Here is a 25,725-nt window from a genome sequence, read left to right on the forward strand (position 1 = left end):
CGAGCTCGGTGAACTCGGCGATCTCGTCCACCTTGGCCATCATCTGCTTGCGGGTCTGCCCCAGGAACAGCCCGCGGATGATGATGTTCTCGTAGCCGGAGATCTCGGGATCCATGCCGACGCCCAGATCGAAGATGGGCGCGACCCGGCCGGTGACCTTCGCCCAACCGCGGGTGGGTTCATAGATGCCCGAAAGCAGTCGCAGCAGAGTCGATTTGCCCGCGCCGTTATGGCCGACCAGGCCGACACGGTCGCCCAACTCGAGCGACATGGTGATGTCGCGCAGCGCCTCGACGACGACCACGTTGGAACTGTTGCGGCCGATGGTGCCGCCCGCCTTGCCCAGGAAGGCTTTCTTCAGGGAGCGCGACTTCGCGTCGAAAATGGGGAATTCCACCCACGCGTTGTGCGTCTCGATGTGAGGACCCGCCACCGTGCTTCGCTTAGAGGTATTGGCCGTGTCCGGAGCCGCCCGGCTTGCCGACGCCGGGGGGCAGCGCGCCCTGGCGCATGTTCTCCAGCTGCGCGCGGGCGGCCATCTGCTGGGCGAACAGCGCGGTCTGGATGCCGTGGAACAACCCCTCCAGCCAGCCGACCAACTGGGCCTGGGCGATCCGCAATTCGGCGTCCGAGGGCGCCGTGTCCTCGTTGAACGGCAGGGTGAGGCGGTCGAGCTCCTCGCGCAGTTCGGGCGCCAGGCCTTCTTCCAGTTCGCGGATGCTGGTCGCGTGGATCTCGCGCAGCCGGTTGCGGCTGGCCTCGTCGAGCGGTGCGGCGCGCACCTCCTCGAGCAGTTGCTTGATCATCGTCCCGATGCGCATCACCTTGGCGGGCTGCTCAACCAGATCGGTCAGGGAGCGCTCGTCGGAGTCGTCCTCCGCCACCGCCGTGATCCGCGGGTCGACGCCGCCGATGATCTCGATGCCGTCGTCGTCGTTGCGGGTACTCAATCTTTCACCATCCTTTGCGGACTAAGAGTGCGGCGCCGCGCCGATTCCGCGCCATTCGTAGATTCGGGCTCCACCGTTGTCGTAGATCAGCGCCCACGACTTCGATTTATCCAGTGAGACTAGTCCGTCGGGTACGGCGAAGCCCCGGACCGTCGGCGTGCTGGTGTAGACGTACCGAATATTGAGCGCTTTGATCGCCTCGACCACCCGCGGATCGGCATCGCCCTTGCGGGCGCCGGCCCAGAAGATGTACCGGTTGGGGCCGGGGCCCATCTGCTGCGGGTAGTCGTAATGGGTCCACAGCGGGTGCAGGTCGGCGACGGCGTACATCCACGCCGTGCCGTCGGTGTTGGCGTTGCCGATCACGGTGGTGTGCGCCCCGGGCAGCGTGGCCAGGTACGCCATGGCCATCAGGTCGCGTTGGTCGATCATCACGGAGTCGTACTTGTCGCCGAACAAGACCAGGTGCCGATAGAAGTAGTGCCGCGCGGTGAACACGGTTGTCACCAGCAGCAGGACCGCCGTGGCCGCGGTCCAGGCCGGCGCGGGCAAGGGTTTTAATCGGCGGTCGGCGACCCGCTTGGCCGCGGCAACCGCCACCGTCACCACCAGGAATAGGGCGAGCCCCGCCATCGGCATGAGCAGCAGGGTGATTGCGGCCGAGATCCTGCGCGGGTCCTTGTAGAAGAACTCCCCGAACGCGCCGGCTATCGCCCCGACCGGGCCGCCGAGCGGCGTCCCCGCGTCGACGTCGACGACCACCAGCAACGCCCAGAGCGCCAGCGGCCACCAGATCCTCTTGTAGGCGAAGATGATCCCGCCGGCGATCGCCAGCGCCATGAGCCCGTACTGGTACGGGAAGTCGTTGAGGTGACGCGAATGCTGGAAGACGGCGTCCCACACCCCGCGCTTCTTGCTGAGCTTGGTCAGAAACGAGTGCCCGGCGATGATGTCTTCCTGTTGACGGACGCTGATGAACTGCGGCAGCAGAATCAGCCCGGTGGCCACGGTCACGGCGGCGAGCGTCGCCACGTCGGGAATCCGTCCCCGCACCGGATGCCACAACACATCCATCAGCCACCAGGCGACCAGGAACAGGACGACGATGAACCCGCCGGTCAGGTGGACGGACATCAGCCCGACGAACGCCAGCACCGCCAGCGGGATGCGATCGCGATGGCGCAGCGTGGAGGCGATCAGCACGAACGTCGGGACGGCGACACCGTAGGCGGCCAGGTTGGGCATCGCGGCGACGCCGAACTCGACGTAGGGCAGGGCGGTGAACGACACCGACAGCGCGGCGGCGGTGGCGGCCACGCCGGCGGTGCGCCATTCGCCCCAATGGGGGCGCAGCAGCCGCCAGGTCAGCATCGCCGCGCTGGTCGGAAACAGCCACACCGAGGCCGCCACGGAGCTCAGCGTGTAGCCCGTGGTCGGGGCCGCTCCGGTGAGCTGACAGAACACCGCGGACAGGGCGTGAAACACCGACGGGTAGTACAGCGTCTGATGCGTCTCGACGTTGCGCAGCTCGCCCATGTGCGTCGACGACGCCTGCCCGGTGTCGAGGATGAACCGGATCTCGTTGGCATGCCACACGGCGTCCCAGGTGCTCGGGATGGTCTGCCAGTGGGCGGCCAGGCCGCGATAGGCCGCCCACATGATCAGCAGCGCCCCGAGCAGCACCCCGGCCGCCACCATCAGCGCCGGCCAGCGGCCGATCCCGCGGGCCTCGGCCTCGGTGTCGCGGTACCGGCCAAGCAGCAGCTGCAGGACAACCATGACCAGGCACACGGCAATCAGCGTCGCCAGCGCGGTCCAGCCGTTCCAGGGGATTCCGACGGCGCCGAACGGAATGATCGCCAGCGCGACCGCGCCGTAGGTCAGCGCGGGGCCGACCGCGACCGCGATGGGCCAACTCAGCTGACTGATTCGCGCGATGATCGATCCGGGGGCTATCAGCAAGAACAATGCGATCAGCGTTCCGAACCAGAGGCCCACTCGACTAGTATGGCTGGCCGGGTGCCCTGCCTCGGGAAGCCACCGGTTGGCCGGAACGTCTGCAGCACCCGCTACGGTCACAGTTTCGCGGAAATGCGCAAGCTCTAAGGTGGCTGGCATGGCTTACGACGTCGCCCGGGTGCGCGGACTGCATCCGTCGCTGGGTGACGGGTGGGTGCACTTCGACGCGCCGACCGGGATGCTCATCCCCGATTCCGTCGCGACCACCGTTTCCACCGCCTTCCGGCGATCCAGTGCCACCACCGTGGGCGCGCATCCGTCGGCGCAGCGCAGCGCCGCCATCCTCGAGGCCGCGCGGGCGGCGGTCGCCGACCTGTTCAACGTGGACCCGGCCGGCGTCGTGCTGGGGGCCGACCGGGCGATCTTGCTCTCGGCGCTGGCCGAGGCGTCGTCGTCTCGGGCCGGACTGGGCTACGAGGTGATCGTCAGCCGCCTGGACGACGAAGCGAACATCGCCCCGTGGCTGCGTGCGGCGCACCGCTATGGCGCCAAGGTGAAGTGGGCCGAGATCGACATCGAGACCGGCGAGCTGCCGACCTGGCAGTGGGAGGGCCTGATCGGGAAGTCGACCAGGCTGGTGGCCGTCGCCTCCGCGTCCGCCGCGCTGGGCACCGTCACCGACCTGCGGGCGATGACCAAGTTGGTCCACGACGTCGGCGGGCTGGTGGTGGTCGATCATTCCGCCGCTGCGCCGTACCGGTTGCTCGACTTGAAGGAGACCGACGCCGACGTGGTCGCGGTGAACGCCCTGGCGTGGGGCGGCCCGCCGATCGGCGCGGTGGTGTTCCGTGACCCGGCGCTGCTGAGTTCGTTCGGCTCCATCTCCACCGATCCGAAGGCCACTGGCGCGGCGCGGCTCGAGATCGGCGCGCACCAGTTCGGTCTGCTGGCCGGGGTGGTCGCCAGCATCGAGTATCTGGCGGCGCTCGACGAGTCCGCCCGCGGCAGCCGGCGCGAGCGTCTGTCGGTGTCGATGCAATCGGCCGGCTTGTACATGAACCGGATCTTCGATTACCTCATGGTGGCGCTGCGCTCGCTGCCGCTGGTCATGGTGATCGGCCGTCCGGAGGTGCGGATACCGGTGGTCAGCTTCGCCCTGAACGGCGTGCCCGCCGAGCGGGTGGTGCAGCGGCTGGCGGACAACGGGATTCTGGCCGTCACGTGCGAGAACTCCCGCGCGCTCGACGTGTTGGGCGTCAACGACATCGGCGGCGCCGTCACCATCGGGCTGGCGCACTACTCGACGACGGCCGAGGTCGACCAGCTGGTGCGCGCCCTGGCGTCCCTCGGCTAGCCTCGCTTCCCTCCCGGGTTTTCCTGCCGGGCTCGCGAGTGCGGCTACGGCTTTCCGTGTGCGCTCATGGCGCGAATTCCGCGGAAACGGCGCCCTCACAGCACACTCGAAGCCCTCAACGCACGCTCGACGGGCCGGGCTGGGTACCGCGACCGCCGGCTAGACCGTGAGCACGACCTTCCCGGTCACCTTGCTCGCGGTCAGCTGTTGATGTGCCTCCCCGGCCTGCTGGATGGGCAGGCGGGCGCCGATGATCGGGCGGACGCGGCCCTCGGCGATCATCGGCCACACCGACCCGATCACCGCCTGCACGATCTCCGTCTTGCTGTTGGGTCCGGTGACCGGCCGGGCGCGCAGCGTGGTGCCGATGACCCGGGCACGCTTCATCAACAGCTTGCCGATATTGAGCTCGCCCTTGATGCCACCCTGCATGCCGATGATGACCAGCTGCCCGTCGGTGGCCAGGGCGTCGATGTTGCGGTCCAGGTAGGCGGCGCCCATGATGTCGAAAATCACGTCGGCGCCGCCGCTTTCCCGGAGCCGCTCGACGAAGTCCTCGTCGCGGTAGTTGATCGTGATCTCGGCGCCCAGCTCGCGGCAGAATTCGAGCTTCTCCGCCGAACCGGCCGTGACGGCCACCCGCGCGCCCAGCGCGCGAGCGACCTGGATCGCGTGGGTCCCGATGCCGCTGGCGCCGCCGTGCATCAGCAGCAGCTGGCCCTTGCCCAAATGGGCCGTCAGCACCAGGTTCGACCACACCGTGCAGGCCACCTCCGGCAGCCCCGCGGCGTCGATGAGGTCGACACGAGAGGGAATCGGCATCACCTGACCGGCGGGCACGGCGACGTACTCGGCGTATCCGCCGCCGGCCAGCAGCGCGCAAACCTCTTGTCTCGCAGACCAATCAGTGACGCCCTCGCCCGCTTCGGCGACGACGCCGGACACCTCCATGCCGATGATTTCGCTGGCCCCCGGCGGGGGCGGATACTTGCCCGCCGCCTGCAGCACGTCCGCCCGGTTCACGCCGGCCGCGGCGACCTTGATCAGCACCTCGCCGGGCCCGGCGGACACGTCGGGCACCTCTTGCCAGGAGAGCTCATCGGGGGATTCGGCGACGATTGCGCGCATGGTGGCCACGCTACCGAGTCCCGCTACCCTTATCTGCGGTGGCGTGGCAGAGCGGCCTAATGCACTCGCCTTGAAAGCGAGAGACGGCTAACACCGTCCGGGGGTTCAAATCCCTCCGCCACCGCGCATGTCAGTCGTGGGCTAATGCAGCGTCGGCGCGTAGCGAAGCAGGGCACCGACACCGTTGGCCGGGGCGATCCGCTCGTCGGTGCGCACCAGCGCCGCGCCGACGGAGATCGCGAACACCGGCAGGGCCTCGTCGGCGCGCAGCGTCTTCGCCGGGGCCGCACCCTGTTCGGACAGCACGTTTTCGTTGGGGGCCACTGTCGTCAGGTCCGCGTCGGCGACGACGGTGGCGTCACCGATGTCACCGACGATCAACGTGTCGACCGCGCCCTGGCGCAGGGCCGAGCAGACCGCGTCCAGCCCCTCGGCGGCCAGCCCGGACTGCCGGCCCACCTCGGCGGTGAAACGCTCGGCGGCAGCGTCGATCACGTCCAGATGCCGCCGCAGGCACGCGGATTCGATGGCCCGCTGCAACTCGTCGGCGTCATGGCCGCTGTGGCGCGCGCCGACCTGCAACTGCTCGGCGTGCCGGCTGATCCGCTCGGGCAGTTCGGCGAGCAGGTCCGACCGCGAGCTGACCTCGCCGACGATCAGGACGAGGTCGAGGTTCGCCGCGTCGACGAGTTCCCCGATCCGGTCGGCCACCGCGCGCATGTTCTTGCGGGCGGCCTCGTCGGTGCGCAGCTGAGGATCCCCGTAACCGGCGGTTTCCGCCCCGCTCGCGTGGTGGACGGGGAACCCGCCACCGTCGACGGTCTCGGAGCGTAGCGCGCCGCCGACCTTGCGGGTGATGTCGGCGCCCGTGTGGTCGACCTCCACCAACAGATAGTCGGGTTGATGGAAGCCGTGCTCGACAATCGGCATGACGTAAGGCAATTCGGAGACCCGCACGATCTGCTGCGACGGTGGCCGCAGCAGGTGCTCGTTCAGCAGCACGCCGTCGGCGCCGGCCACAACGGCGCGGCCGCTGCGCCCGATCGGCGGCCGCAGGTCCATCACCGCGCGCCCGATCTCGTCGACCACCTCCTCGGCGGCGCCCCGCGTTTCGAGGTCCTCCTTCAACGCCCGCCACTTGAGCTCGAGCTGAGCCTCGGCGTCGTGGGTGTCATGCGAGTCGTCGAAGTAGACCGATGCGAACGGCCCTGAGGCGTCGAGCAACTTGCGGAAGCGGTCAGAGTCCATGCCTTGCCGGGTGCCCCGCCGATCGGGCGGCAAACACTAGTAGCTGCGATCGCCTTCGCTGTCGTCGAAGAAGCGCCACTCGCCGTCGGCCTCGACCTCCATGCGCCAGCCGAGTTCGTTGCCCTCGACTGCCTCGTCGGCGAACCAGGCGTGCGCTTTGTCGGCGCTTTCGATGTCCTTGGTCGCGACGACGTCGCCCTTGGGGTTGAGCACTCGGTAGGTAGCCATTCGGGCAGTGTTCCCACCCGGGGGCGCCCTCAATCGGTGGGGATTTCGGCGGTGATCGTGTCCAGCAAGGCGGTGTAGCGCTTCGCTTCCGGGTCACGTCCGGGTTTGCCGCTGCTGACGACGCCGGCCGCCAGACCCCGCGCCGGGTCGGCCCAGATCGCGATGTTGACCAGCCCGAGATTGCCGAATGCGTTGGGGGCGTTGCGGCCGAACGGTCCCCAACGGTCGGTCCCGAGGATGAAGCCGGTGCCCCACCGGGCGGGCTGCAGCCCCACCGCGAAATCCGGTCGCAGCCGCCGGCATTGCTTGATGGCGCCGTACATCGTCTCGGGGCTGATCACCCGGACCCCGTCGAGATTGCCTCCGCGACGCCAGATTTCGGCGAACCGCGACATTTCGTGCGCGGTCGAGACGGTGTTGGACGACGGGATGATGGTGGTGAGGAACAACGGCGTGTTCGTGATCGGAATCATCTCGTGCACGGTTCCGCCGATCGCCTTGCGGAAGATCTGGGCGACCACCGGCGGCAACGGACGCCCGGTCGCGTGACTCGGCGCGACCAACGGCAGGTCTTCCTGGGAGACGCCGAAGTTGGTCCAGCGAAAACCGAGCGGGTCGAGAATCTCGGTGGCGAGGATCTCGCGAATCTCCTTGCCGGTGGCCGCAAAAACGAGCTCGCGCATCAGCGGGCCCCAGGTCAGCGCGTGATAGATGTGCACCAGGCCCGGCCGGTACAGCGGGCGCAGCTCGCCCAGCTTCTGCTGCGCGTACTCGTGGTCGTCGGCCCGTTTGACGTCGGGTTTGGCGCCGGTGGGGAACGGCAGCCCCGCGCTGTGCGTCATGACGTGCCGGATGGTGATGCGGTCCTTGCCGTGACTGGTGAACGTGGGGATGTAGTCGCACACCCGGTCGTCGAGGGAGAAGACACCGCGCTCCACGAGCATGTGGATCACGGTCGCCGCCATCCCCTTGGCCGCCGAGTACACGCAGAACGGCGTGTCGGGTGTCACGGGGATCTTTTCGGCGTCGGGCGGGTCGCTCGGGGCATTGCCCCAGCCGTGGCCGATCGCGCGGTTGAGCACGACGCGTCCGTGCCGGCGGATGCACAGCTGGATGGCGGGGTGAAGGCCGCCCTGGTACCAGTGCCGGGCGGCCGCCCAGATGCGGTCGACGGCGACGCTGTCGATTTCGGAGTGGTCTTCCTCGCCGATCGCCGTCACGGCGTCCAAGTCAGCCGGGAGGCGGATCTTGCCGCCAGGTGTCGTCACCCCAGCGAGGGTACGTGCCTCACTCGCCCGTGAACTGCGGCGGCCGCTTCTCGAATGTCGCCGCGATGCCCTCGGTCAGGTCCTTCGAGGGCAGGAAGGCGGCGTTCCAGGCGGCGACGTAGCGCAGGCTCTCCGAGACTGCGGCGACGCGCTGCTGATCGAGAACGTCCTTGACGCCGTGGACGGTCAGCGGCGGGTTGGCCGCGATTTCCGCGGCGGTGGCGTGCGCCGCGGCCAGGGTCGCCTCGGGGTCGTCGTACACGTCGTTGACCAGGCCGATCTTCTCGGCCCGGGCTGCGTCGATGTCCTTACCGGTCAGCGCGAGTTCGCGCAGATGCCCGTCGCTCAGGATGTAGGGGAGGCGGGCCAGGCTGCCGACGTCGGCGACGATGGCCAGCTTGACCTCGCGCACCGAGAACTTGGCGTCGGCGCTCGCGTAGCGGATGTCGACCGCGGAGATCAGGTCGACCCCACCGCCGATGCACCAGCCGTGCACCGAGGCGATGGTCGGGGTGCGGCAATCCGCGACCGCGGTGATCGCGCCCTGCATCCGCTTGACCTCGCGATGGAAGACCGCTCGCGGGCCGGCCAGCGCGTCCCCGGACAGCAGCGGGGTGAACGAGCCGCCCATCGCGGGCACGTCCAGGCCGTAGCTGAAGTTCTTGCCCGACCCGGTCAGCACGATCGCGCGCACCTCGGGGTCGGCGTCGAGCGCCGCGAACAGCTCCGGCATCTCGGACCAGAACGCCGGGCCCATCGCGTTGCCCTTGCCCGGCCCGATCAGCGTCACCTGCGCGACGTTGTCTTTCGTCTCCACCGTGACGGATTCGTATGCTTGCGCCATATCGAGACCGTAGCGTGGCAAATATGGCTCCTGATTTGCGGCCCGGCCCCGATTCCCCGCCCACCGACGAACTGCACAGCGCCGAGGACACGTTGGGGGTGCTGCAGCGGGTGTTGCACACGATCGCGGCCGACGACCTGAGCCGCCAGACGCCGTGCGCGGAGTTCGACGTCGCGCGGCTGACCGGTCATCTGCTGGGCTCGATCACGGCGCTGGGCGGCATGGTCGACGCGGAGATTCCCGACCGCGACGAAAGCGACTCCGTGGAAGGGCAGGTGGTCACCGCGGCCCGGCCGGCGCTGGACGCCTGGCACCGTCACGGCCTGGACGGGACGGTCCCGTTCGGCAAGGGCGAGATGCCCGCCAAGAACGCGTGTGCCGTCTTGTCGATCGAATTCCTGGTCCACGCCTGGGATTACGCCGTCGCCGTGGGACACGAGATCAACGCGCCCGAGCCGTTGTCCGAGTATGTCTTGGGGCTGGCGCGCGAGGTCATCAAGCCGGAGTTCCGCGGTGGCGCCGGGTTCGACGACCCGGTCGACGTGCCCGAGGATGCGGGCGCGCTCGAGCAGTTGGTCGCGTTCACCGGCCGCAACCCGGCCCGTTGACTCCTGGCTTGTGGGCCCCAATATGCGGCCAGGGCGGCCCCTCGCGGCGTGTCGCCGCCCTAGACGCACGCTCGAAGCCGTGAGCGCACACGGGCTGCGAATGTGCGGCCAGCCGCAACTCGAAGGCCGAGCCGTTAGACCCGTTCGAGGTAGAAGTAGTAATACCGGCCGTTGTCGCGGACGCCCTTGCCGTTCATGATGCCCATCACGGCGTCGTCGTCGATCTTCTTGAAGTGGTCGTGCACGGGCTGGCCGTCGTAAACCATGGTCGCGGTGACCTCACCGCGGAACTCTTCGAGCCACAGGCTGGCCTCGCCTTTGCCCATCTCCACGTTCGAGAACTTGTTGCCGTCGGCGTCGAGGCAGACGAGCGGCTGAACGTCGCGGGCCGACTTGAACGTCTTGCCGAACCAGCCGGCCTTCTCCAGCTGGCCGTTCATCCGGTGACCGGTGCGGAACTCGCCGCCCTTCCACTCGCCCAGCATCCCGTCGATCGTCGCCGGCTCGAGGCCGGCCCAGAAGTCGTCGAGCTCGGTGTCGGGAATCTCGCCGCCGCGCTCCTTGAACTCGGTGAACAGTTTGCGCGCCAAGTCCAATGGACCACTCCTTACGGTTCGATGCGGGAAATCCACTCGCAGGCGAAGTGCAACAGGACGTCATTCTCCTCCACCGCGCCGATGGTGACGCGCACCCCTTCGCCCGCGAACGGCCGCACCACCAGGCGCGCGTCGGCGGCCTGCTCGGTGAAGTCCGCGGTCCGGGCGCCCAGCGGCAGCCAGACGAAGTTGGCCTGCGACGTCGGCAGCGTGAACCCGGCGTCGCGCAGCGCCGCGCTGACGCGGGTGCGCTCGGCGACCAGCGCGTCGGTGCGGGCCGCCAGTTCGCCGGCTGCCTCCAGCGAGGCGATCGCGGCCGCCTGTCCGACGTTGGTCACGGCGAACGGCATGACGACCTTGTCCAGCGCGGTGATCAGGTCGGGGTGGCCGACCGCGTACCCGACGCGCAGGCCCGCCAGCCCGTAGGCCTTCGAAAACGTCCGCAGCACAACGACATTGCTGCGGGACAGGGCCAGCTCCAAGCTATTGGGCAGCATGCCGTCGCGGATGTATTCGACGTAGGCCTCGTCGATGGCGATCAGGATGTGCGGGGGCACAGCCTCGACGAAGCGGGCCAGGTCGCCGGGGTCGACGACCGTCGATGTCGGATTGTTCGGGTTGCACACGAAGATCAGCCGGGTGCGGTCGGTGATCGCGGCGAGCATCGCGTCGAGGTCGTGGGTGTGGTCGGTCAGCGGCACCTTGACCGCCGCCGCACCGGACACCTGAACGATCGGCAGGTAGCACTCGAAGCTGCGCCAGCCCATCATCACCTCGTCGCCGGCGGCGGCGGTGATTTGCACCAGCTGCTGGCACAGGGTGACCGAACCGCTGCCGACCGCAATGTGCTCGGGCGCGACGTCGGATCCCAGGTGCATGGCCAACGCGGCCTTGAGGTCCACACAGGCGTTGTCCGGGTAGCGGTTGACGACGGCAACCGCGCGCTCGATCGCCGCGTGCACGCTGGGCAGCGGGCCGTGCACGGTCTCGTTGCTGGCCAGTTTGATGGAGCCGGGCACGTTCTTGCCGGGCACATAGACTGGCAGTCCGGCCAGTTCGGGACGCAAGCGAGCAGTCACTTCGACAGTTTATGTCGCAAATGTGTACGCTATGGCCGGTTCCGCGAGACCGGGAAGGGGTCGGGTACCCTCAAACAGTCCAAGGGAGGCGTGCCAGAGCGGCCGAATGGGGCTCACTGCTAATGAGTTGTCCCCCTCAAAGGGGACCGGAGGTTCAAATCCTCTCGCCTCCGCCAAGGAACACGACGCAAGACAATTGAAGACTGGCGCCCGTAGCTCAACGGATAGAGCATCTGACTACGGATCAGAAGGTTAGGGGTTCGAATCCCTTCGGGCGCGCTCTTGAAACATCGGTTCGGCTGCCTCATCTGCTTAAGTCGACGGTGTGACGTCCTACGTGCGCCTTGTCCGTGACACCGTCGCGGTGCGGCTCCTAATCGCGGTGCTCGCCGGAACGGCGGTCGCCGTCGCGATCGGTGAGGCCGTCGGGTGGAGGTTCGCCCTCCTCGGCTGGGTGGTCGCCGCAGCGGTTTACGTCGCGTGGAGCTGGCTGATCATCGCCCCGATGGATGCCGAACGCACGGCTCGGCATGCCACCCGCGAGGATGCGACGCGGTTGCTGGCAGACGTGGTCGTCGTCTCCGCGAGCCTGGGAAGTCTCGGAGGGGTCGGATACGTCGTCGCCGCGGGCACGCATTCGGGCGGCGAGTCCCTCGCGGCGGCCGGCGTGGGCGTGCTGGCCGTGGCGGCGTCGTGGTTCGCCGTGCACACGCTCTTCACCGCGCATTACGCGCGCCTCTACTACTCAGACGAGGTGGGCGGCATCGATTTTCACGACGCACACCCGCCGCGCTACCTCGACTTCGCCTACGTCGCGTTCACGGTCGGCATGACCTTTCAGGTTTCCGACACCGAGATCAACGCCTCTCGGGTGCGGGTAACCGTCTTGCGCCATGCGCTGCTGTCGTACCTCTTCGGCGCGGTAATCCTGGCGGTCACCATCAACCTGGTCGCCGGGTTGAGCGCCAAACTATGACGAGGGCTCGCCGCTAGCGCCCGCCGAACGGACCCCCGAAGGGGCCGCGGCGCGGCGGTACGGTCACGGTCTGCGTGACGGTGCTGGTCTCGGTGCTCGGCGACACCGTGACCGTGCTCGGCGGCTCCGTCGTCGTGGGCGTGGGGGTGTCGGTGCTCGGTGGCGGCGCCGTCTCGGTGACGGTCTCGGTCGGCGCGCCACCGCCGCCACCTCCGCCACCGCCGTGGTGCCGGGGCGGCTCTGTCGTCGTGGTGGGCACGGTGGTGGACGGAATGGTGGTCGTCGTGGTCGTGGTCGTCGTCGCGGGGCTGTGCGCGGGCGAACCGCCGACCAGCTTGACCACTGCGAACGCCACCAGCGCCAGCACGATCACCCCGATCGCGCCCGCCGCTACCAGCGCCGCCGGACGGCGATACCACGGCGTCGGCGGCTCGGGCTCGGGCGCCGGCTCGTCGTAATACCCGCCATACCGCGCGGCCTGGGTGGGCTCGGAGTAGTAGTCGGGTTCCTCGGGATAGGGCGGCACGAAGGGTGATGTTAGTGGATTAGCGCTCACCCTCGATGAGGCCCAGCGCGCGCTCGAACAGGTGGACCGTGGCGGCGTGCAACTGGTCGCCGACCTCTTTTTCGGCCTTGCCCGCGCAGGCCCGCGCGAGCGTCCCCTCGATGACGATGCCCAGCTTGAAGCAGGCCAGCACGGTGTACCAGGTGATATGCGACAGGTCGCGGGTGGTGTTGGCCGCGTAGCGCTCGAACAGCTCGCCGGTGCTGGCCAACCCGCCCTGGCCGCCCAGGGCGTGGCTGAACACGCTGGACCCATCGGGCTGGCGCCACGTGGCCAGCAGCCAGCCCAGGTCCAGCAGCGGGTCGCCGATCGTGCACATCTCCCAGTCGACGATCGCCACCACGTCCGGCCCGGTGTTGGAGAACATCACGTTGGCGGCGTGGTAGTCGCCGTGCATGATGCCCGGCGTCCAGGTGGTCGGCCGGTGGCGTTCCAGCCAGCCGGCAACGTCGTCGATCCCGGGGATGTCGGGCCCCGGATAGCCGTCGTACTCGCTGTAGGAGTCCAGCTCGGAAAGCCAGCGCGGCACCTGCCGTTCGAGGAAGCCCTCTGGCTTGCCGAAATCGGCCAGGCCCACCGCGACGTGATCGACGGCGCCCAACCGGGCCAGCGCATCGGCCATCGAGAGGCCCATGCCGTGGCGTACGGCCGGATCGCCCGCATGCAGGGGTGGCAGTCCTTCGCCGGCGTTGAAGCCGTCGACCGGGTCCATCAGGTAGAAGACGGCATCACCCAGCACGCCGGTGTCCTCGCAGGCGGCGATCAGGTGCGGGTGCGGGACATCGGAACCGGCCAGCGCGGCAAGCACTTTCGTCTCCCGCAGGATCACGCTGTTGCTGCGCGGACGCAGGTGGCGCGGCCCGCGCCGCAGCACGTAAGGGCGCCCGGCCCGGGTGAACCGCAGCATGACGTTCTGCGTGCCGCCGGTGACGGGGGAGACGTCCTCCAACGGGCCCTCGCCGAGTCCCTGTTCGGACATCCACGCCGCTACGGCGTCCAGGCTCACGCCATCCACGCGCGGCCCTTACCGATCGGGGCGAACACTTCCGTCATGCCAGCGCTCCTCTGCGACCCTGTGGGGCGTCTGGGAAAAAGCCTAGGTGACCGTTTGCAAGCGGCTTCGGGCGGCGCGGGCTGGAACAATAGTGTGCGCAACTAACTGACTCCCCCTTGGAAGGGAACTGGCGATGCCGCGTACCGACAACGATTCCTGGGACATCACCCAAAGCGTGGGAGCCACCGCGCTGGGCGTCGCCGCGGCGCGGGCCGCCGAGACCGAGAGCGCAGACCCGCTCATCGACGACCCGTTCGCGCGCGTGTTCGTGGACGCCGCGGGCGAGGGAATGTGGAGCATCTACGCCGATCCCAAGCTATTGGCAAAGGCCGTTGAACTCGAGCCGGAGGTGCGCTCGCGCATCCAGCTGATGATCGACTTCATGGCCACGCGGACAGCGTTTTTCGACGAGTTCTTCCTGGGCGCGGCCAACTCCGGTGTGCGGCAGGTGGTGATTTTGGCCGCCGGCCTGGATGCCCGCACCTGGCGGTTGCCCTGGCCCGACGGCACCGTCGTCTACGAGCTGGACCAGCCCAAGGTCCTGGAATTCAAAGCCAACACCCTGCGCGAGCACGGGGCCGAGCCGAAGGCGCGGCTGGTGAACGTGGCGATCGATCTGCGGCAGGACTGGCCGAAGGCGCTGCAGGAAGCGGGCTTTGACCCGTCGAGGCCGGCCGCGTGGTCGGCCGAGGGCCTCGTGCGCTACCTGCCGGCGCAGGCCCAGGACCTGTTGTTCGAGCGCATTCATGCGTTGAGTGCGGCCGGAAGCTGGCTGGCCTCCAACGTCCCGGCTGCCGGTTTCACCGAACCCGAGGTCGTCCGGCGTCAGCGCGAGGACATGCAGCGAATGCGGGCCGCGGCCGCCAAACTGGTGGACTCCGAGATCACCGACTTCGACGACCTCTGGTACGCCGAAGAGCGCACCCCGGTCGATGGGTGGCTGCGCGAGCACGGCTGGGAGGTCAGCACCGCGACGTTCGCCGAGTTGATGGCCCGCTATAACCGGAGCATTCCGCACGACGCAGAGGCCACGATGCCGCCCACGCTCTACGTTTCCGCGCAGCGGCGCTGATCGTCAGGGCGCTCGACCGCTGAATCGCTCACGCCCGCAAGGCCGCTACCCTCGCCGGTGTGGTTGACCGACCCGCACGAGTGGGCGACGTGCACGAGATCGCCGGATCGATGCCGCACGTCCAGCGCCTGGAGGGGCCGAAGGGCAACGCCATCTATCAGGTCGGCGGCAAGTCATTCGTGTTCTTCCGGACGCCGCAGCCCGACGCCACCGATCCGGACACCGGTGAGCGCTATGCCGACGTGATCATGCTCTGGGTGGAGTCGGAGAGCGACAAGCTGGCGCTGACCCAGGATCCCGATTCCCCGTTCTTCACCACCGACCATTTCGACGGGCATCCGTCGGTGCTGGTGCGGGCTGCCCGATTGCCGGAAATTGGCAAGACGGAACTGGCCGAGCTGATCCAGGATGCGTGGCTTTCCCGCGCGTCGAAGAGGCGGGCCTCGGCATGGCTCGCCGGGCGTTAGTGCGGCGGGCTCCGCTGGCGCACCGCCGAATTCGCCCACGCGGAATGTTTAGACACAAGTCGAATGGGTAACTATCGTCCACGAGAAATTTTTCTCGACCACATTGGAGGTCACCATGCGTGGCAGCGGAATCATCGGCACGATTGCCCTGGTATGGCTGCTCATCGGGGTTTTTGCGGCATGGCAACGCGATTACTTCAAGGGTGACTCAACCAGTTGTGTCACGGCGGGAAACATCGCGTTGACCGTCATCGCGGGGCCTTTGAATTACGGGGGCGTCAACCCGAAAGTCAAGGACTGCCATGTTCCGCAGCCCAGTTCAATGCCTGCTGTCCTAGTGCCCCTTACCTAAAGGAGTCGTCATGATTGTCCTCGGCGTAATCCTGCTTATTCTCGGCTTTGTATTCAGCATCCCATTGCTGTGGGAGATCGGCGTCGTCGTGCTCGTCATCGGCGCAGTGTTGTGGATCATGGGCTCGATTGGTCGCCCGGTCGCCGGCCGGCGCTACTGGTATTAGCCACTTCGCCGGGAAACGGGATCGCGCGACTGCCGAGCAGTCGCGCGATCCCGTTCACAGGGCACACAAAGCTAGGCCATAGCGGCGGCTCAGCGCGGTGCGCATACTGGAACCTGTGACTCAGCCGCGAGCCTCCGTCGAGCGGGTCGTTATGTGTCGTGCCGATGGCAATCCGATCAATGTGTTGGTCGTGGACGACGAGTCGGTGCTGGCCGAGATGGTCTCGATGGCGTTGCGCTACGAGGGCTGGAACATCGCGACGGCCGGCGACGGGGCATCGGCTATCGCCGCCGCCCGTGCCCAGCGCCCGGACGTGGTCGTGCTCGATGTGATGCTTCCCGACATGAGCGGGCTCGACGTCCTACACAAGCTGCGCGAGGAAAACCCCCAGCTGCCGGTGTTGCTGTTGACGGCCAAGGACGCCGTGGAGGACCGGATCGCGGGGTTGACCGCCGGCGGCGACGACTATGTCACCAAACCGTTCAGCATCGAAGAAGTGGTGCTGCGCCTGCGGGCGCTGCTGCGGCGCACCGGGGTGACGACGCTGGACAGCGGCGCGCAACTGGTGGTCGGCGATCTGGTCCTCGACGAGGACAGCCACGAGGTCACCCGCGGCGGCGAGCCGATCTCGTTGACCTCCACCGAGTTCGAGTTGCTGCGGTTCATGATGCGCAACTCCAAGCGGGTGCTCAGCAAGGCCCAGATCCTCGACCGGGTGTGGAGTTATGACTTCGGCGGCCGGTCCAACATCGTCGAGCTGTACATCTCGTATCTGCGCAAGAAGATCGACAGCGGTCGCGAGCCCATGATCCACACGCTGCGTGGCGCGGGTTATGTCCTCAAGCCCGCGCGCTAGGAGCGATCGCGAGCGCGGCGAAGCCGGGCGAAGCGGGTCGCGACCGTTGGCTGGGAGCGATCGCGAGCGCGGCGAAGCCGGGCGAAGCGGGTCGCGACGGTTGTTCAGCAGCGGGTCGCGACCGTTGGCCAGTTCACGGCGGGCCTGGTCCCTGCGGCTGCGGCTGCTGGTCGGGCAGATCGTCGTGTTGGCCATCGTGTGCGTCGGCATCACTGCGGTGACCGAGCTGGCGCTCAATCACCACCTGGTGAAGCAGCTCGACGGACAACTCGCCGGCACGTCTTTCCGCTCGGCGCTGATGTACCCCGAGCCGAACCGCCCGCGGCACGAACACTCTTACTACCCGCGGCCGGGTCCTGGCCCGCGGTTTCTGGACGCCCCCGGTCAGCCGGCGGGCATGGTGGCCGCGGTGGTCAACCACGGCAAAACCGTCGACGCCGGCTACCTCACCAGCAGCGGCACCCGGGCCGCGCTGAGCCCGGCCGCCCAGTCTCAGTTGGAGCAGATCGCGGGCAGCCGCGCTCCGGTCACCCTGAACCTGGACGGGCTCGGCCGGTATCGGGTGGTCGCCGCCCCGAGCCGCAACGGGGGTGACACCATCGTGACCGGCCTCTCGATGGCCAACGTCGACGCCACTTTGATCCGGATGCTGATCATTTTCGCGATCGTCACCGCGGTCGCGCTGGCCGCCGCGACGATCGCCGGGGTCATCATCATCCGGCGGGCGCTGGCGCCGTTGCGCCGGGTCGCGCAGACCGCTAGCCGGGTGGCCGACCTGCCGCTGGATCGCGGTGAGGTCGAGCTGCCGCTCCGCGTGCGTGAATCCGACGCGAACCCGTACACCGAGGTGGGCCAGCTGGGGTCAGCCCTCAACCGGATGCTCGATCACATTGCGGCCGCCTTGTCGGCCCGGCAGGCCAGCGAGACCCGTGTCCGCCAGTTCGTCGCCGATGCCAGCCACGAACTGCGCACGCCGCTCGCCGCGATCCGCGGCTACACCGAACTCACCCAGCGGATGGGCGACGACCGGGAGGCGGTGGCGCACGCGATGAGCCGGGTGGCCTCCGAGACGGAACGGATGACGCGACTGGTCGAGGACCTGCTGCTGCTGGCCCGGCTGGACTCCGGCAGGCCGCTGGAACGCGAACCGGTCGATCTGTCGCGGGTGGCGGTCGACGCCGTCAACGACGCGCATGTCGCCGGACCGGACCATCAGTGGGAACTCGACCTGCCCGAGGAACCCGTGATCATCACCGGCGATGCGGCCCGCCTGCACCAGGTGCTGGCGAACCTGCTCGCCAACGCCCGCCTGCACACCGGCGCGGGCACCGTCGTGACAACGCGGTTGAGCACCGAGCCGGCGCACACCGTGCTGCGGGTCATCGACAACGGCCCCGGGATCCCGGCGGCGCTTCAATCCGAAGTGTTCGAGCGCTTCGCCCGCGGCGACACCTCGCGGTCCCGCAAGGGCGGAAGCACCGGGCTGGGCCTGGCGATCGTGTCCGCGGTGGTCAAGGCGCACAACGGGACTATCACCGTGGACAGCTCACCCGGCCATACCGAGTTCACGGTGCGGTTGCCACTCAACGGGTGGCAACCGCCCGCATCCTCGATTAGCTAGAGCAGTTGACGTCGATTTCGAACGGCTTGTTCACCGGCTGCATCGGGTTGGCCATGTCGACGCCGGTGGCCGTGCCGGTGATCTTGTAGCTGTTGCCGTTCTTCTCGGCCGAGGCGTTACCCTGGCCGGTCCCGGAGGTGTAGCCGAGCGTCACACCGTTGACGTTGCCCAGTCCAACCGACTTCACCTGGGGCGGGTTGGCGTCAGTGAGCACGGCGGCGATTCCGGTCGCGGCACCACCGATGGCGATGTTGACGTTGCCGCCGGCGGTCGTGCACACCACCGAGCCGCTCACGTTCTGGTCCTTGCCGTCGATGAGGACCTTGGTTCCGCTGGCAGCGCCCGCCGAGGTGTTCACCGCGGAGCTGGTGCCAGAACCGCCTGAACTCGACTTATTGCTGGAACAGCCGGAAATGCCGGCGGCCAGAATTGCTGCTCCGGCCACCGCGACCATCAGTCCACGCTTCACGTGTTCTCCTTTGCCCGAAAGTTGCGACCCTCGGCATTGAGGGCCGTGTGGGCAGTATGAGGGTTAACTGGACCGAAGATCTAGAGTTCCGGGTAATTGTTTCTGTGTTCGTTAGTCACTTGACAAGAACCTCTAGTACGGAATGGCGCGCCAATGGCAATGTATTGGCGTGCAGCGCAAACCCCCCACCGCAGTCATCGAGGCGGCGCATCGCGCACACGCCCTGCCATTCGATGACGACACCGACTTTCACAACGCCGACCGCGGATTCATCGCCGCCCTGTCCCCGTGCGTCATCAAGGCGGCCGACGGCCGCGTGGTGTGGGACAACGACGCCTACTCGTTCCTCGGCGGCGCGGCGCCGACATCGGTGCATCCCAGTCTCTGGCGGCAGTCGACGCTGGCCGCCAAACAGGGACTCTACGAAGTGGTTCCGGGGATCTATCAGGTCCGTGGCCTCGACATCTCGAATGTCACGTTGGTCGAGACCGACACCGGGATCATCGTCATCGACCCGCTGGTGTCCACCGAGGTCGCCGCGGCCGCGCTGGCGCTGTATCGCACCCACCGCGGGGGCGACCGGCCCGTCGTCGCGGTGATCTACACCCACAGCCATGTCGACCACTTCGGCGGCGTGCTGGGCGTCACCTCGCAGGCGGACGTGGACGACGGCGCCGTGGCCGTGTTGGCGCCGGACGGTTTTGTCGAGCATGCGGTGCAGGAGAACGTGTACGCCGGCCCGGCCATGACGCGGCGGGCGACGTACATGTACGGCAGCATGCTGCCCCGCGGTCCGCGCGACCAGGTGGGCTGCGGGCTGGGTCAGGCCCCGTCGACCGGCGAGGTGGCGATCATCGTGCCGACCATCGACATTCGCGAGACCGGTGAGACGCACACCATCGACGGGGTGGAGATCGAGTTTCAGATGGCGCCCGGCACCGAGGCGCCGGCCGAAATGCATTTCTACTTCCCGCGGTTCCGCGCGCTGTGCATGGCGGAGAACGCCACCCACAACCTGCACAACCTGTTGACCCTGCGGGGAGCACTGGTGCGCGATCCGCACGCCTGGTCCGGCTATCTCACCGAGGCGATCGACACCTTCGCCGACCGCGCCGACGTGGTGTTCGCCTCCCATCACTGGCCGACCTGGGGCAGGGACAGCATCGTCGAGTTCCTGTCGCTGCAGCGCGACATGTACGCCTATCTGCACGACCAGACGCTGCGGCTGCTCAACCAGGGCTACACCGGGATCGAGATCGCCGAGATGTTCCGGATGCCGCCGGCGCTCGAGCGTGCGTGGCACACCCACGGCTATTACGGGTCGGTCAGCCACAACGTGAAGGCCGTCTATCAGCGCTACATGGGCTGGTTCGACGGCAACCCGGCGCGGTTGTGGCCGCATCCCCCGGAGGCGCTCGCGCCGCGCTACGTCGAGGCGATCGGTGGGATCGACCGGGTTGTCGGCCTGGCCCAGTCAGCCTTTGACTCCGGCGACTTCCGTTGGGCGGCAACGCTACTGGATCATGCGATCTTCACCGACAGCGCACACGAGGGCGCCCGCACGCTTTACGCCGACACCCTCGAGCAGCTGGCCTATGGGGCCGAGAACGCGACGTGGCGCAACTTCTTCCTCAGTGGCGCAACGGAATTGCGGGGCGGTAACTTCGGCACCGCGGCGCAGGTCGCCTCGCCCACCATGCTCTCCCAGTTGACGCCCGAGCAGATCTTCGACAGCCTCGCGATCCGGGTCGACGGCCCGCGCAGCTGGGATCTCGACCTCGCCATCGATCTCGCCTTCGCCGATCTTGCCACCAACTACCGGCTCACCCTGCGCAACGGCGTGCTGGTCTACCGCAAAGTGGCGGCCGATCCGGCGACGGCATCGGTCACGGTTCAACTGGACAGCAAGTTTCGGCTGCTGTCCGCGGCGATGGGTGATTTCTCCTCGCCCGGGTTGCAGATATCCGGCAACCAGGCAGCGCTCCAGGCCCTGCTCGGTGTGCTCGATCAGCCCGACCCGAGCTTCGACATCGTCACGCCGTGACAAGTCAGATGTCGATGACGACCTTGCCCAACACCTTCCGGTCGGCCACATGCCGCAACGCCGCCGCCGTTTCGGCCAGCGGGAACCGTGCTCCGATGTACGGCCGGATCGTGCCGGCGGCGAACATCTCCGATAGTTCGCGCAAGTCCCGGGCGGACTCCTCGGGGTGGTCGGTCGCGAAGGTGCGGATCTCCATGCCGCGGACGCAGATGTCCTTGAGCAGAACGAGGTTCAGCGGGATCGCCGGGATCGTCCCCGCGGCGTAGCCCAGGGTGACGAAGGTGCCGCCACGCGCCAGCCCGCGCAGCGCCGGCTCCGCGTACGGCCCGCCGACGGGGTCGAGCACCGCCCGGGCGCTGTCGCCGGTCAACTCGCGGATGCGCGACTTGAGGTCCTCCCGGTCGTAGTCGACGGTCGCCTCGGCGCCGCGACGCCGGCACAGCTCGAGTTTCTCGGGGCTCGATGCGGCGGCCAGCACCCGTGCCTTCATGGCGACGGCCAGGTCCACCGCGGCCAGCCCGACGCCGCCCGCGGCGCCCAGCACGACGACCCAATCCCCTTCTGTCACCGCGGCGGTCGAGCGCAGCGCGTGATAGGCGGTGCGGTAGGTCACCCCGAAGGCGGCGGCCGACCCGAAGTCGACGTCCTCGGGGATCAGCGCGGCCTGGTTCGCGTCCAGCAGCGCCTGTTCGGCGAACGCCCCAAAAGTGGTGCCGGAAACCCGCTGTCCAGGCTCGAAACGGGCGCCCGCACCGGCGGCGATCACCTCGCCGGCGACCTCATTGCCCGGGATGAACGGCGGCGGAATCTTGACCTGATACTTGCCGGCGATGAACAGCACGTCGGGGAAGTTGACCGCCGCGGCGTGCACCCGCACCAGCAGCTGCCCGGGGCCTGGCACCGGCTCGTCCACGTCCTCGAGTACCAGATCTTCCGGAGTGCCGTAGGAACGACAGACAACGGCGCGCATCAAACCCCCAGACCGCGTAGGCAGAACTCCACCAGGTGTGCAATGTCGGGCGGACCCGGCCGGTCGCCTGACCCCAGGTAGCGGCGCATCGTCGCGACGGTGCAGCTGAACACGGCCTCGACATCGCGCTCGACATCCTTGCTGCCCAGCGCCGCAACGGGTTCGACGAGGAGATCCCGCAGCGGCCGCATCATCTCCTGATCCGCCGCGCGCCAGTTCGCACCGGCCGACATCTGGCCGGCGGCCGCCCGGCTCATGCTGATCAGCTGCGGGTCGGCCACCTGCGCGAGCGTGCCCTCGATCCAGCGGGCGACCTGGTCGCGGGGCTCGCGCTCCTTGGCCATCTGGTGCTCGAGGTAGGACACGACGATGGCGACCCCGCGCTCCATGACGGCCAGGATCAGGTCGTCCTTGCCGGCGAAATAGCGGTAGAACGCCTTGTTCGACGAGCCGGCCTCGGCGACGATGTCACTCACCCGCGGCGGTTCGGGCGCAACCCGTTCCATGACGCGGACGGCCGCGGCCAGGATCCGCTCCACCTCTTCGGTCGCCTCCCGCTGCCGCTCGTCGAGCGCCCGCTCGACGGCCGCCGTCACCCTGCTGCTCACGGCTTATCGGGCAGCGCCGGAACCCGATCGATCCGGTCGCCGTACTTGGTGCGCGCGGCCTCCCGGCGGATGTCGAGCAGTTCGCTCGGCCACTCAGCGTCCTCGGCCTCGTATCCCTTGAGTAGCAGCCGGGCCAGGTTGACCTTATGGGCTTCGGTCGGTCCGTCTGCCAGGCCCAGTGCCACCCCGCCGAGCAGCACGTTGACCAGTGGCAGCTGATCGGTGGTGCCGAGTGCACCGTGCACCTGGATCGCGCGCAGCCCAATCGATTTCAGCACTTGCGACGCCAGGATCTTGCAGGCGCCGATTTCGGCGCGGGCCGCGTGCTCCCCGGCGGTGTCGATAAGCCATGCCGCGTGCAGCACCGCCAGCCGGAAGGGCATCAGCTCGGTGTAGGAGTCGGCGATGAACGCCTGCACCAATTGCTTGTCCGCCAGCGAACTGCCCTGGGTGAAGCGGCTTTTCGCGCGCCGGGCCATCATCTCCACCGCCCGTTGGGCGACCCCGATCGAGCGCATCGCGTGATGCAGCCGCCCGCCGGCCAGCCGGGTCTGCAGGATCATGAAGCCCTGGCCGGGTTCGCCCAGCATCGCGTCCGCCGGCACCCGCACGCCGTCGTAGTGGACCAGCGAGTGCCCGGGCTCGTGCGGTAGCGCGCCGACCAGGTGATGGGTGGCCTCGATGGTGAGGCCTTCGGTGTCGGCGGGTACCAGGAACGTCGAGGCGCCGCGGTGCACGGGCACGTCCGGGTCGGTGATCGCGACGACGATGAAGAAGGAGGCGACGGAGGCGTTGGAAGAGAAGTACTTTCGACCGGTGATCACCCAGTCGTCGCCGTCGCGGAAGGCGCGGGTCCGGAAGACGCGCGGATCCGCGCCGCCCTGCGGCTCGGTCATCGAGAAACACGAGAAGATCTCCCCGGACAGCAGCCCGGCGAGGTAGCGGTCCTTTTGGCCCTGGGTTCCGAAGCGGGCGATGATCTCGGCGTTGCCGGTATCGGGCGCCTGCGTGCCGAACACGATCGGCGCCCACGGGCTGCGGCCCAGAATCTCGTTGATCAAGGTCAGCTTGACCGCGCCGAATCCCTGCCCGCCCAGTTCGGGGCCCAGATGCGGCGCCCACAGGCCGTGGTCGCGAACCTGCTGCTTGAGCGGATCGACTATGCGGCGGCGCTCGTCGTTGAGCGGCAGGAACTCGCAGCCGGGGAAGAGCACCTCGAGGGGTTCCACCTCGTGGCGGACGAACTCTCGGACCCAGTCGATTTTCTCCTGAAACTCCGGTTCGGTGGAGAAGTCCCAAGACATTCGAATCTCCTACTCTCTCATCGGCGGCGACCCGCCGGGCCCGGCGGCGCCGCGCTTGCGATCGCCGCGCTCATCGGCGGCGACCCGCCGCGCCCGGCGGCGCCGCGCTCGCGATCGCCGCGCGTCAGGGAATTCCACCGTCGGCGCGCAGGATCGAGCCGGTGGTGAAGCTGGACGCGTCGGACGCCAGAAACAAAGCGGCACCGACGATTTCGGCCGGATCTCCGGCGCGCTGCAGCGCGAGGTGCCCGAACGGCTTGCCGGGCGCCGCGTCGAGGTTCCATGCCTTGCTCACGTCGGTCAGGAACGGGCCGGCCATCAGGGTGTTGACCCGCACCGACGGCCCGAACGCCTTCGCCAGCGCCTCGGTCATGGCGTTGAGCCCGGCCTTGGCTGCGGCGTAGGGGACGATGTCGGGCGTCGGTCGCAACGAGCCGGCCGTGCTCACGTTGATGATCGACCCGCGGCCGGCCGCCACCATCCGCTCGCCCACCAAGGCCGACAACCGGAACGGGCCCTTGAGGTTCAGGTTGACCACCGCGTCGAACAGTTTCTCGGTGACGTCGGTCAGCTTGTCGTACAGCGGTGACATGCCGGCGTTGTTGATCAGCGTGTCGACCTTGCCGAACCGGTCGTAGGTTGCCTCGACCAATCCGTCGAGCTGATCCCAGCGACCGACGTGGACCTGATACGGCAGGGCCGAGCGCCCGGTTTCGGCCTCGATTTCCTTGGCCGTGGCCATGCAGTTGTCCATGTTGCGGCTCGCGACCACGACGTCGGCGCCGCAGCGGGCCGCCGCGAAGGCCATCTCGCGCCCCAGCCCGCGACTACCGCCGGTGACCAGCACGACCCGATCGGTGAGATCGAAAAGCCGTTCGGCGTAACCCATTTCAGCTGCCCCCGGACGGCAGTGACCGCGCGAGGTCGGCGGCTGTGGCGATCAGTTGCGGGATCATCGCCCCGAAGGCGTCCTGGATCTTGGGATCGACCTTCCCGGTGCGCACCCCCGCAGCGTAAGTCTTTTCCAGCACGATGCCGAGTTTCCAGTTGGCCAGTACCAGGTAATAGTCGATGTTGTCGGTGGACAGGCCGCTGATCGCCTCGTAGTGCCCCAACAACTCGCTGCGCGTGGGCATGCCGGCCATGTCCAAATAGAACCCGTCGGCCCGGGGCTCTTCGCCGTCGTAGCCCAGCAGGCACCACGCCAGATCGAGCAGCGGGTCGCCGACGGTGGTCATCTCCCAGTCCACGATCGCGGCCAGTCGCGCCGGCTCCCCGTGCGCGAACATCACGTTGGCGAACTGGTAGTCGCCGTGCATGATTCCCGGCCGGTAGTGCGAGGGCCGGTTGTTGCGCAGCCAGTCGGCGGCCTCGTCGAGCCCGGGAAGGTCGCGCACCTTGTACGCGTCGAGGAAGGTCAGCCAGCGATCGACCTGCCGCTCGTGGAACCCGTCCGGCCGACCGAAGCCGTCGAGGCCCTGGGCCCGCCAGTCCACCCGGCCCAGCTTGGCGGCGCCCTCGACCAACTGGAAGGCCAGGCCGCGCCGGGCCGTCAAGTCGGTGTCGAACGGCGGCTGCCAGCCGCCGTCCATCGGACTCCACCCATCGATGGCCTGCATGACGTAGAACGGCATGCCCAGCACGGTGCCGGTCTCGTCGGCGGCGATCAGCGCCGCGTGCGGGACGTCGGTGCCGGACAGCGCTCGCACCAAGCGGATCTCGCGGAGCAAGCCGTCGATGCGGGCGGCGTCGGCGCGGGTGCCTGGCATCCGCAACACCATCCGCTGGCCACCGCGGACGAGTAGGCACAGAGTGTTCTGGGAACCGCCCTTCAGTTGCTCTACGCGCGGTTCTTCACCGTTCCCCGGCGCGCCGTTCGCATCGAGCCAGCGGGCAAGCACGGCCGCATCCAGCCCGGACTGATCTACCGTCGTCATCC

The 25,725-nt window shown here is 68.2% G+C and carries 28 protein-coding genes and 3 tRNA genes; 13 read left to right on the forward strand and 18 right to left on the reverse strand.

The window, feature by feature from the left end; genetic code table 11:
* The 3 genes from A9X03_RS21490 to A9X03_RS21500 form a co-directional block, all read right to left on the reverse strand.
* Window positions 1–433 (reverse strand): ABC transporter ATP-binding protein (locus A9X03_RS21490; RefSeq protein WP_156746627.1); only part of this gene is annotated, 433 nt, incomplete at its 3' end.
* Between the two features lie 10 nt (window positions 434–443).
* Window positions 444–950, reverse strand: a complete 507-nt coding sequence (locus A9X03_RS21495) for a bacterial proteasome activator family protein (protein ID WP_067760630.1) — start codon at window positions 948–950, stop codon at window positions 444–446.
* 21 nt (window positions 951–971) lie between these two features.
* Window positions 972–2,948 (reverse strand): DUF6541 family protein, encoded by a 1,977-nt coding sequence (locus A9X03_RS21500; protein WP_068262881.1) that lies wholly within the window; start codon window positions 2,946–2,948, stop codon window positions 972–974.
* Between the two features lie 118 nt (window positions 2,949–3,066).
* Between A9X03_RS21500 and A9X03_RS21505 the strand changes: the two genes are divergently transcribed.
* Entirely contained in the window at window positions 3,067–4,263 is a 1,197-nt protein-coding gene (locus tag A9X03_RS21505; RefSeq protein ID WP_068017483.1) for a cysteine desulfurase-like protein, read from the forward strand.
* 159 nt (window positions 4,264–4,422) lie between these two features.
* On the opposite strand, the gene A9X03_RS21510 is transcribed toward A9X03_RS21505, so the two are convergent.
* Complete coding sequence (locus A9X03_RS21510; RefSeq protein WP_068017499.1) at window positions 4,423–5,391, reverse strand: NAD(P)H-quinone oxidoreductase; 969 nt, start codon at window positions 5,389–5,391, stop codon at window positions 4,423–4,425.
* 37 nt (window positions 5,392–5,428) lie between these two features.
* On the opposite strand from A9X03_RS21510, the gene A9X03_RS21515 reads away from it, so the two are divergent.
* Window positions 5,429–5,515, forward strand: a tRNA-Ser gene (locus tag A9X03_RS21515).
* A gap of 17 nt (window positions 5,516–5,532) precedes the next feature.
* On the opposite strand, the gene A9X03_RS21520 is transcribed toward A9X03_RS21515, so the two are convergent.
* Genes A9X03_RS21520 through A9X03_RS21535 form a run of 4 tightly spaced genes read right to left on the reverse strand, consistent with a single transcriptional unit; the run spans window position 5,533 to window position 8,979 of the window.
* The gene (locus A9X03_RS21520; protein WP_068017480.1) at window positions 5,533–6,639 is read right to left on the reverse strand and encodes a hypothetical protein; all 1,107 of its coding nucleotides are present in this window, start codon (window positions 6,637–6,639) and stop codon (window positions 5,533–5,535) included.
* 36 nt (window positions 6,640–6,675) lie between these two features.
* The gene (locus tag A9X03_RS21525; RefSeq protein WP_055405523.1) at window positions 6,676–6,867 is read right to left on the reverse strand and encodes a hypothetical protein; all 192 of its coding nucleotides are present in this window, start codon (window positions 6,865–6,867) and stop codon (window positions 6,676–6,678) included.
* A 29-nt stretch (window positions 6,868–6,896) separates the two neighbouring features.
* On the reverse strand, window positions 6,897–8,135 hold the full coding sequence (gene lipE, locus A9X03_RS21530) for a lipase LipE (protein ID WP_068262882.1): 1,239 nt from the start codon (window positions 8,133–8,135) through the stop codon (window positions 6,897–6,899).
* Between the two features lie 19 nt (window positions 8,136–8,154).
* Window positions 8,155–8,979 carry a crotonase/enoyl-CoA hydratase family protein gene (locus tag A9X03_RS21535; protein WP_067760643.1) on the reverse strand — a complete coding sequence of 275 codons (825 nt, stop codon included), beginning with the start codon at window positions 8,977–8,979 and terminating at the stop codon, window positions 8,155–8,157.
* A 23-nt stretch (window positions 8,980–9,002) separates the two neighbouring features.
* Here A9X03_RS21535 and A9X03_RS21540 point away from each other — a divergent pair, with 23 nt between their 5' ends.
* Window positions 9,003–9,587 carry a TIGR03086 family metal-binding protein gene (locus A9X03_RS21540; protein WP_197696121.1) on the forward strand — a complete coding sequence of 195 codons (585 nt, stop codon included), beginning with the start codon at window positions 9,003–9,005 and terminating at the stop codon, window positions 9,585–9,587.
* Window positions 9,588–9,721: 134 nt separating this feature from the next.
* Here the strand turns inward: A9X03_RS21540 and A9X03_RS21545 are convergent, their stop codons facing one another.
* Window positions 9,722–10,183 (reverse strand): DUF4334 domain-containing protein, encoded by a 462-nt coding sequence (locus A9X03_RS21545; protein ID WP_067760648.1) that lies wholly within the window; start codon window positions 10,181–10,183, stop codon window positions 9,722–9,724.
* A gap of 11 nt (window positions 10,184–10,194) precedes the next feature.
* Window positions 10,195–11,262 (reverse strand): pyridoxal phosphate-dependent aminotransferase, encoded by a 1,068-nt coding sequence (locus A9X03_RS21550; RefSeq protein WP_068262887.1) that lies wholly within the window; start codon window positions 11,260–11,262, stop codon window positions 10,195–10,197.
* A gap of 84 nt (window positions 11,263–11,346) precedes the next feature.
* On the opposite strand from A9X03_RS21550, the gene A9X03_RS21555 reads away from it, so the two are divergent.
* The 3 genes from A9X03_RS21555 (at window position 11,347) to A9X03_RS21565 (ending at window position 12,238) form a co-directional block, all read left to right on the forward strand.
* Window positions 11,347–11,438: transfer RNA gene (locus tag A9X03_RS21555), tRNA-Ser, on the forward strand.
* Window positions 11,439–11,468: 30 nt separating this feature from the next.
* Window positions 11,469–11,541 (forward strand) — tRNA-Arg (locus A9X03_RS21560).
* Between the two features lie 46 nt (window positions 11,542–11,587).
* Window positions 11,588–12,238, forward strand: a complete 651-nt coding sequence (locus tag A9X03_RS21565) for a DUF1345 domain-containing protein (RefSeq protein ID WP_067760652.1) — start codon at window positions 11,588–11,590, stop codon at window positions 12,236–12,238.
* A 13-nt stretch (window positions 12,239–12,251) separates the two neighbouring features.
* Here A9X03_RS21565 and A9X03_RS21570 read toward each other — a convergent pair whose 3' ends face one another.
* Together A9X03_RS21570 and A9X03_RS21575 are read right to left on the reverse strand one after the other, a co-directional pair.
* The gene (locus A9X03_RS21570) at window positions 12,252–12,764 is read right to left on the reverse strand and encodes a hypothetical protein (protein WP_068262888.1); all 513 of its coding nucleotides are present in this window, start codon (window positions 12,762–12,764) and stop codon (window positions 12,252–12,254) included.
* Between the two features lie 19 nt (window positions 12,765–12,783).
* Complete coding sequence (locus tag A9X03_RS21575) at window positions 12,784–13,782, reverse strand: phosphotransferase family protein (RefSeq protein WP_231972880.1); 999 nt, start codon at window positions 13,780–13,782, stop codon at window positions 12,784–12,786.
* A gap of 208 nt (window positions 13,783–13,990) precedes the next feature.
* Here A9X03_RS21575 and A9X03_RS21580 point away from each other — a divergent pair, with 208 nt between their 5' ends.
* The 6 genes from A9X03_RS21580 (at window position 13,991) to A9X03_RS21595 (ending at window position 18,391) form a co-directional block, all read left to right on the forward strand.
* Window positions 13,991–14,929, forward strand: a complete 939-nt coding sequence (locus tag A9X03_RS21580; RefSeq protein ID WP_068262892.1) for a class I SAM-dependent methyltransferase — start codon at window positions 13,991–13,993, stop codon at window positions 14,927–14,929.
* Between the two features lie 59 nt (window positions 14,930–14,988).
* Window positions 14,989–15,396: an MmcQ/YjbR family DNA-binding protein gene (locus tag A9X03_RS21585; protein ID WP_067760661.1), complete on the forward strand. Its 408-nt coding sequence runs from the start codon at window positions 14,989–14,991 to the stop codon at window positions 15,394–15,396.
* Window positions 15,397–15,499: 103 nt separating this feature from the next.
* Window positions 15,500–15,748, forward strand: coding sequence for a hypothetical protein (locus A9X03_RS28730; RefSeq protein WP_067779589.1), 249 nt, complete (start codon window positions 15,500–15,502; stop codon window positions 15,746–15,748).
* A gap of 10 nt (window positions 15,749–15,758) precedes the next feature.
* Complete coding sequence (locus A9X03_RS29930; RefSeq protein ID WP_197498930.1) at window positions 15,759–15,914, forward strand: DUF6131 family protein; 156 nt, start codon at window positions 15,759–15,761, stop codon at window positions 15,912–15,914.
* A gap of 151 nt (window positions 15,915–16,065) precedes the next feature.
* On the forward strand, window positions 16,066–16,770 hold the full coding sequence (locus A9X03_RS21590; protein WP_067760664.1) for a response regulator transcription factor: 705 nt from the start codon (window positions 16,066–16,068) through the stop codon (window positions 16,768–16,770).
* Between the two features lie 124 nt (window positions 16,771–16,894).
* Entirely contained in the window at window positions 16,895–18,391 is a 1,497-nt protein-coding gene (locus A9X03_RS21595; protein ID WP_197508447.1) for a cell wall metabolism sensor histidine kinase WalK, read from the forward strand.
* Here the strand turns inward: A9X03_RS21595 and A9X03_RS21600 are convergent.
* Window positions 18,384–18,860 (reverse strand): lipoprotein LpqH, encoded by a 477-nt coding sequence (locus A9X03_RS21600; RefSeq protein WP_046185294.1) that lies wholly within the window; start codon window positions 18,858–18,860, stop codon window positions 18,384–18,386. The genes A9X03_RS21595 and A9X03_RS21600 overlap by 8 nt on opposite strands.
* 142 nt (window positions 18,861–19,002) lie before the next feature.
* On the opposite strand from A9X03_RS21600, the gene A9X03_RS21605 reads away from it, so the two are divergent.
* Window positions 19,003–20,904 carry an alkyl/aryl-sulfatase gene (locus A9X03_RS21605; RefSeq protein WP_067760666.1) on the forward strand — a complete coding sequence of 634 codons (1,902 nt, stop codon included), beginning with the start codon at window positions 19,003–19,005 and terminating at the stop codon, window positions 20,902–20,904.
* A gap of 4 nt (window positions 20,905–20,908) precedes the next feature.
* On the opposite strand, the gene A9X03_RS21610 is transcribed toward A9X03_RS21605, so the two are convergent.
* From A9X03_RS21610 to A9X03_RS21630, 5 genes are all read right to left on the reverse strand, one after another.
* The gene (locus A9X03_RS21610; RefSeq protein WP_067760668.1) at window positions 20,909–21,874 is read right to left on the reverse strand and encodes an NADPH:quinone oxidoreductase family protein; all 966 of its coding nucleotides are present in this window, start codon (window positions 21,872–21,874) and stop codon (window positions 20,909–20,911) included.
* Window positions 21,874–22,482: a TetR/AcrR family transcriptional regulator gene (locus tag A9X03_RS21615; RefSeq protein ID WP_067760670.1), complete on the reverse strand. Its 609-nt coding sequence runs from the start codon at window positions 22,480–22,482 to the stop codon at window positions 21,874–21,876. Before A9X03_RS21615 ends, A9X03_RS21610 begins: the two co-directional genes overlap by 1 nt.
* A complete protein-coding gene (locus A9X03_RS21620; protein WP_068262894.1) occupies window positions 22,479–23,786 on the reverse strand; it encodes an acyl-CoA dehydrogenase family protein in 1,308 nt (435 codons plus the stop codon). Before A9X03_RS21620 ends, A9X03_RS21615 begins: the two co-directional genes overlap by 4 nt.
* Window positions 23,787–23,910: 124 nt before the next feature.
* A complete protein-coding gene (locus A9X03_RS21625; RefSeq protein WP_067760676.1) occupies window positions 23,911–24,675 on the reverse strand; it encodes an SDR family NAD(P)-dependent oxidoreductase in 765 nt (254 codons plus the stop codon).
* 1 nt (window position 24,676) lies between these two features.
* A complete protein-coding gene (locus A9X03_RS21630) occupies window positions 24,677–25,723 on the reverse strand; it encodes a phosphotransferase family protein (RefSeq protein ID WP_067760678.1) in 1,047 nt (348 codons plus the stop codon).
* Between the last annotated feature and the right edge of the window lie 2 nt (window positions 25,724–25,725).

It is taken from the genome of Mycobacterium sp. E1715 (genome assembly GCF_001667625.1).
Taxonomy (GTDB): domain Bacteria; phylum Actinomycetota; class Actinomycetes; order Mycobacteriales; family Mycobacteriaceae; genus Mycobacterium.

Coding starts and splice junctions, on each gene's coding strand:
- A9X03_RS21505 (WP_068017483.1), top strand. CDS start 3,067: ATGGCTTACGACGTCGCCCGGGTGCGCGGACTGCATCCGTCGCTGGGT.
- A9X03_RS21510 (WP_068017499.1), bottom strand. CDS start 5,391: ATGCGCGCAATCGTCGCCGAATCCCCCGATGAGCTCTCCTGGCAAGAG.
- A9X03_RS21520 (WP_068017480.1), bottom strand. CDS start 6,639: ATGGACTCTGACCGCTTCCGCAAGTTGCTCGACGCCTCAGGGCCGTTC.
- A9X03_RS21525 (WP_055405523.1), bottom strand. CDS start 6,867: ATGGCTACCTACCGAGTGCTCAACCCCAAGGGCGACGTCGTCGCGACC.
- A9X03_RS21535 (WP_067760643.1), bottom strand. CDS start 8,979: ATGGCGCAAGCATACGAATCCGTCACGGTGGAGACGAAAGACAACGTC.
- A9X03_RS21540 (WP_197696121.1), top strand. CDS start 9,003: ATGGCTCCTGATTTGCGGCCCGGCCCCGATTCCCCGCCCACCGACGAA.
- A9X03_RS21575 (WP_231972880.1), bottom strand. CDS start 13,782: ATGTCCGAACAGGGACTCGGCGAGGGCCCGTTGGAGGACGTCTCCCCC.
- A9X03_RS21580 (WP_068262892.1), top strand. CDS start 13,991: ATGCCGCGTACCGACAACGATTCCTGGGACATCACCCAAAGCGTGGGA.
- A9X03_RS29930 (WP_197498930.1), top strand. CDS start 15,759: ATGATTGTCCTCGGCGTAATCCTGCTTATTCTCGGCTTTGTATTCAGC.
- A9X03_RS21590 (WP_067760664.1), top strand. CDS start 16,066: ATGTGTCGTGCCGATGGCAATCCGATCAATGTGTTGGTCGTGGACGAC.
- A9X03_RS21605 (WP_067760666.1), top strand. CDS start 19,003: ATGGCGCGCCAATGGCAATGTATTGGCGTGCAGCGCAAACCCCCCACC.
- A9X03_RS21610 (WP_067760668.1), bottom strand. CDS start 21,874: ATGCGCGCCGTTGTCTGTCGTTCCTACGGCACTCCGGAAGATCTGGTA.
- A9X03_RS21620 (WP_068262894.1), bottom strand. CDS start 23,786: ATGTCTTGGGACTTCTCCACCGAACCGGAGTTTCAGGAGAAAATCGAC.
- A9X03_RS21625 (WP_067760676.1), bottom strand. CDS start 24,675: ATGGGTTACGCCGAACGGCTTTTCGATCTCACCGATCGGGTCGTGCTG.
- A9X03_RS21630 (WP_067760678.1), bottom strand. CDS start 25,723: ATGACGACGGTAGATCAGTCCGGGCTGGATGCGGCCGTGCTTGCCCGC.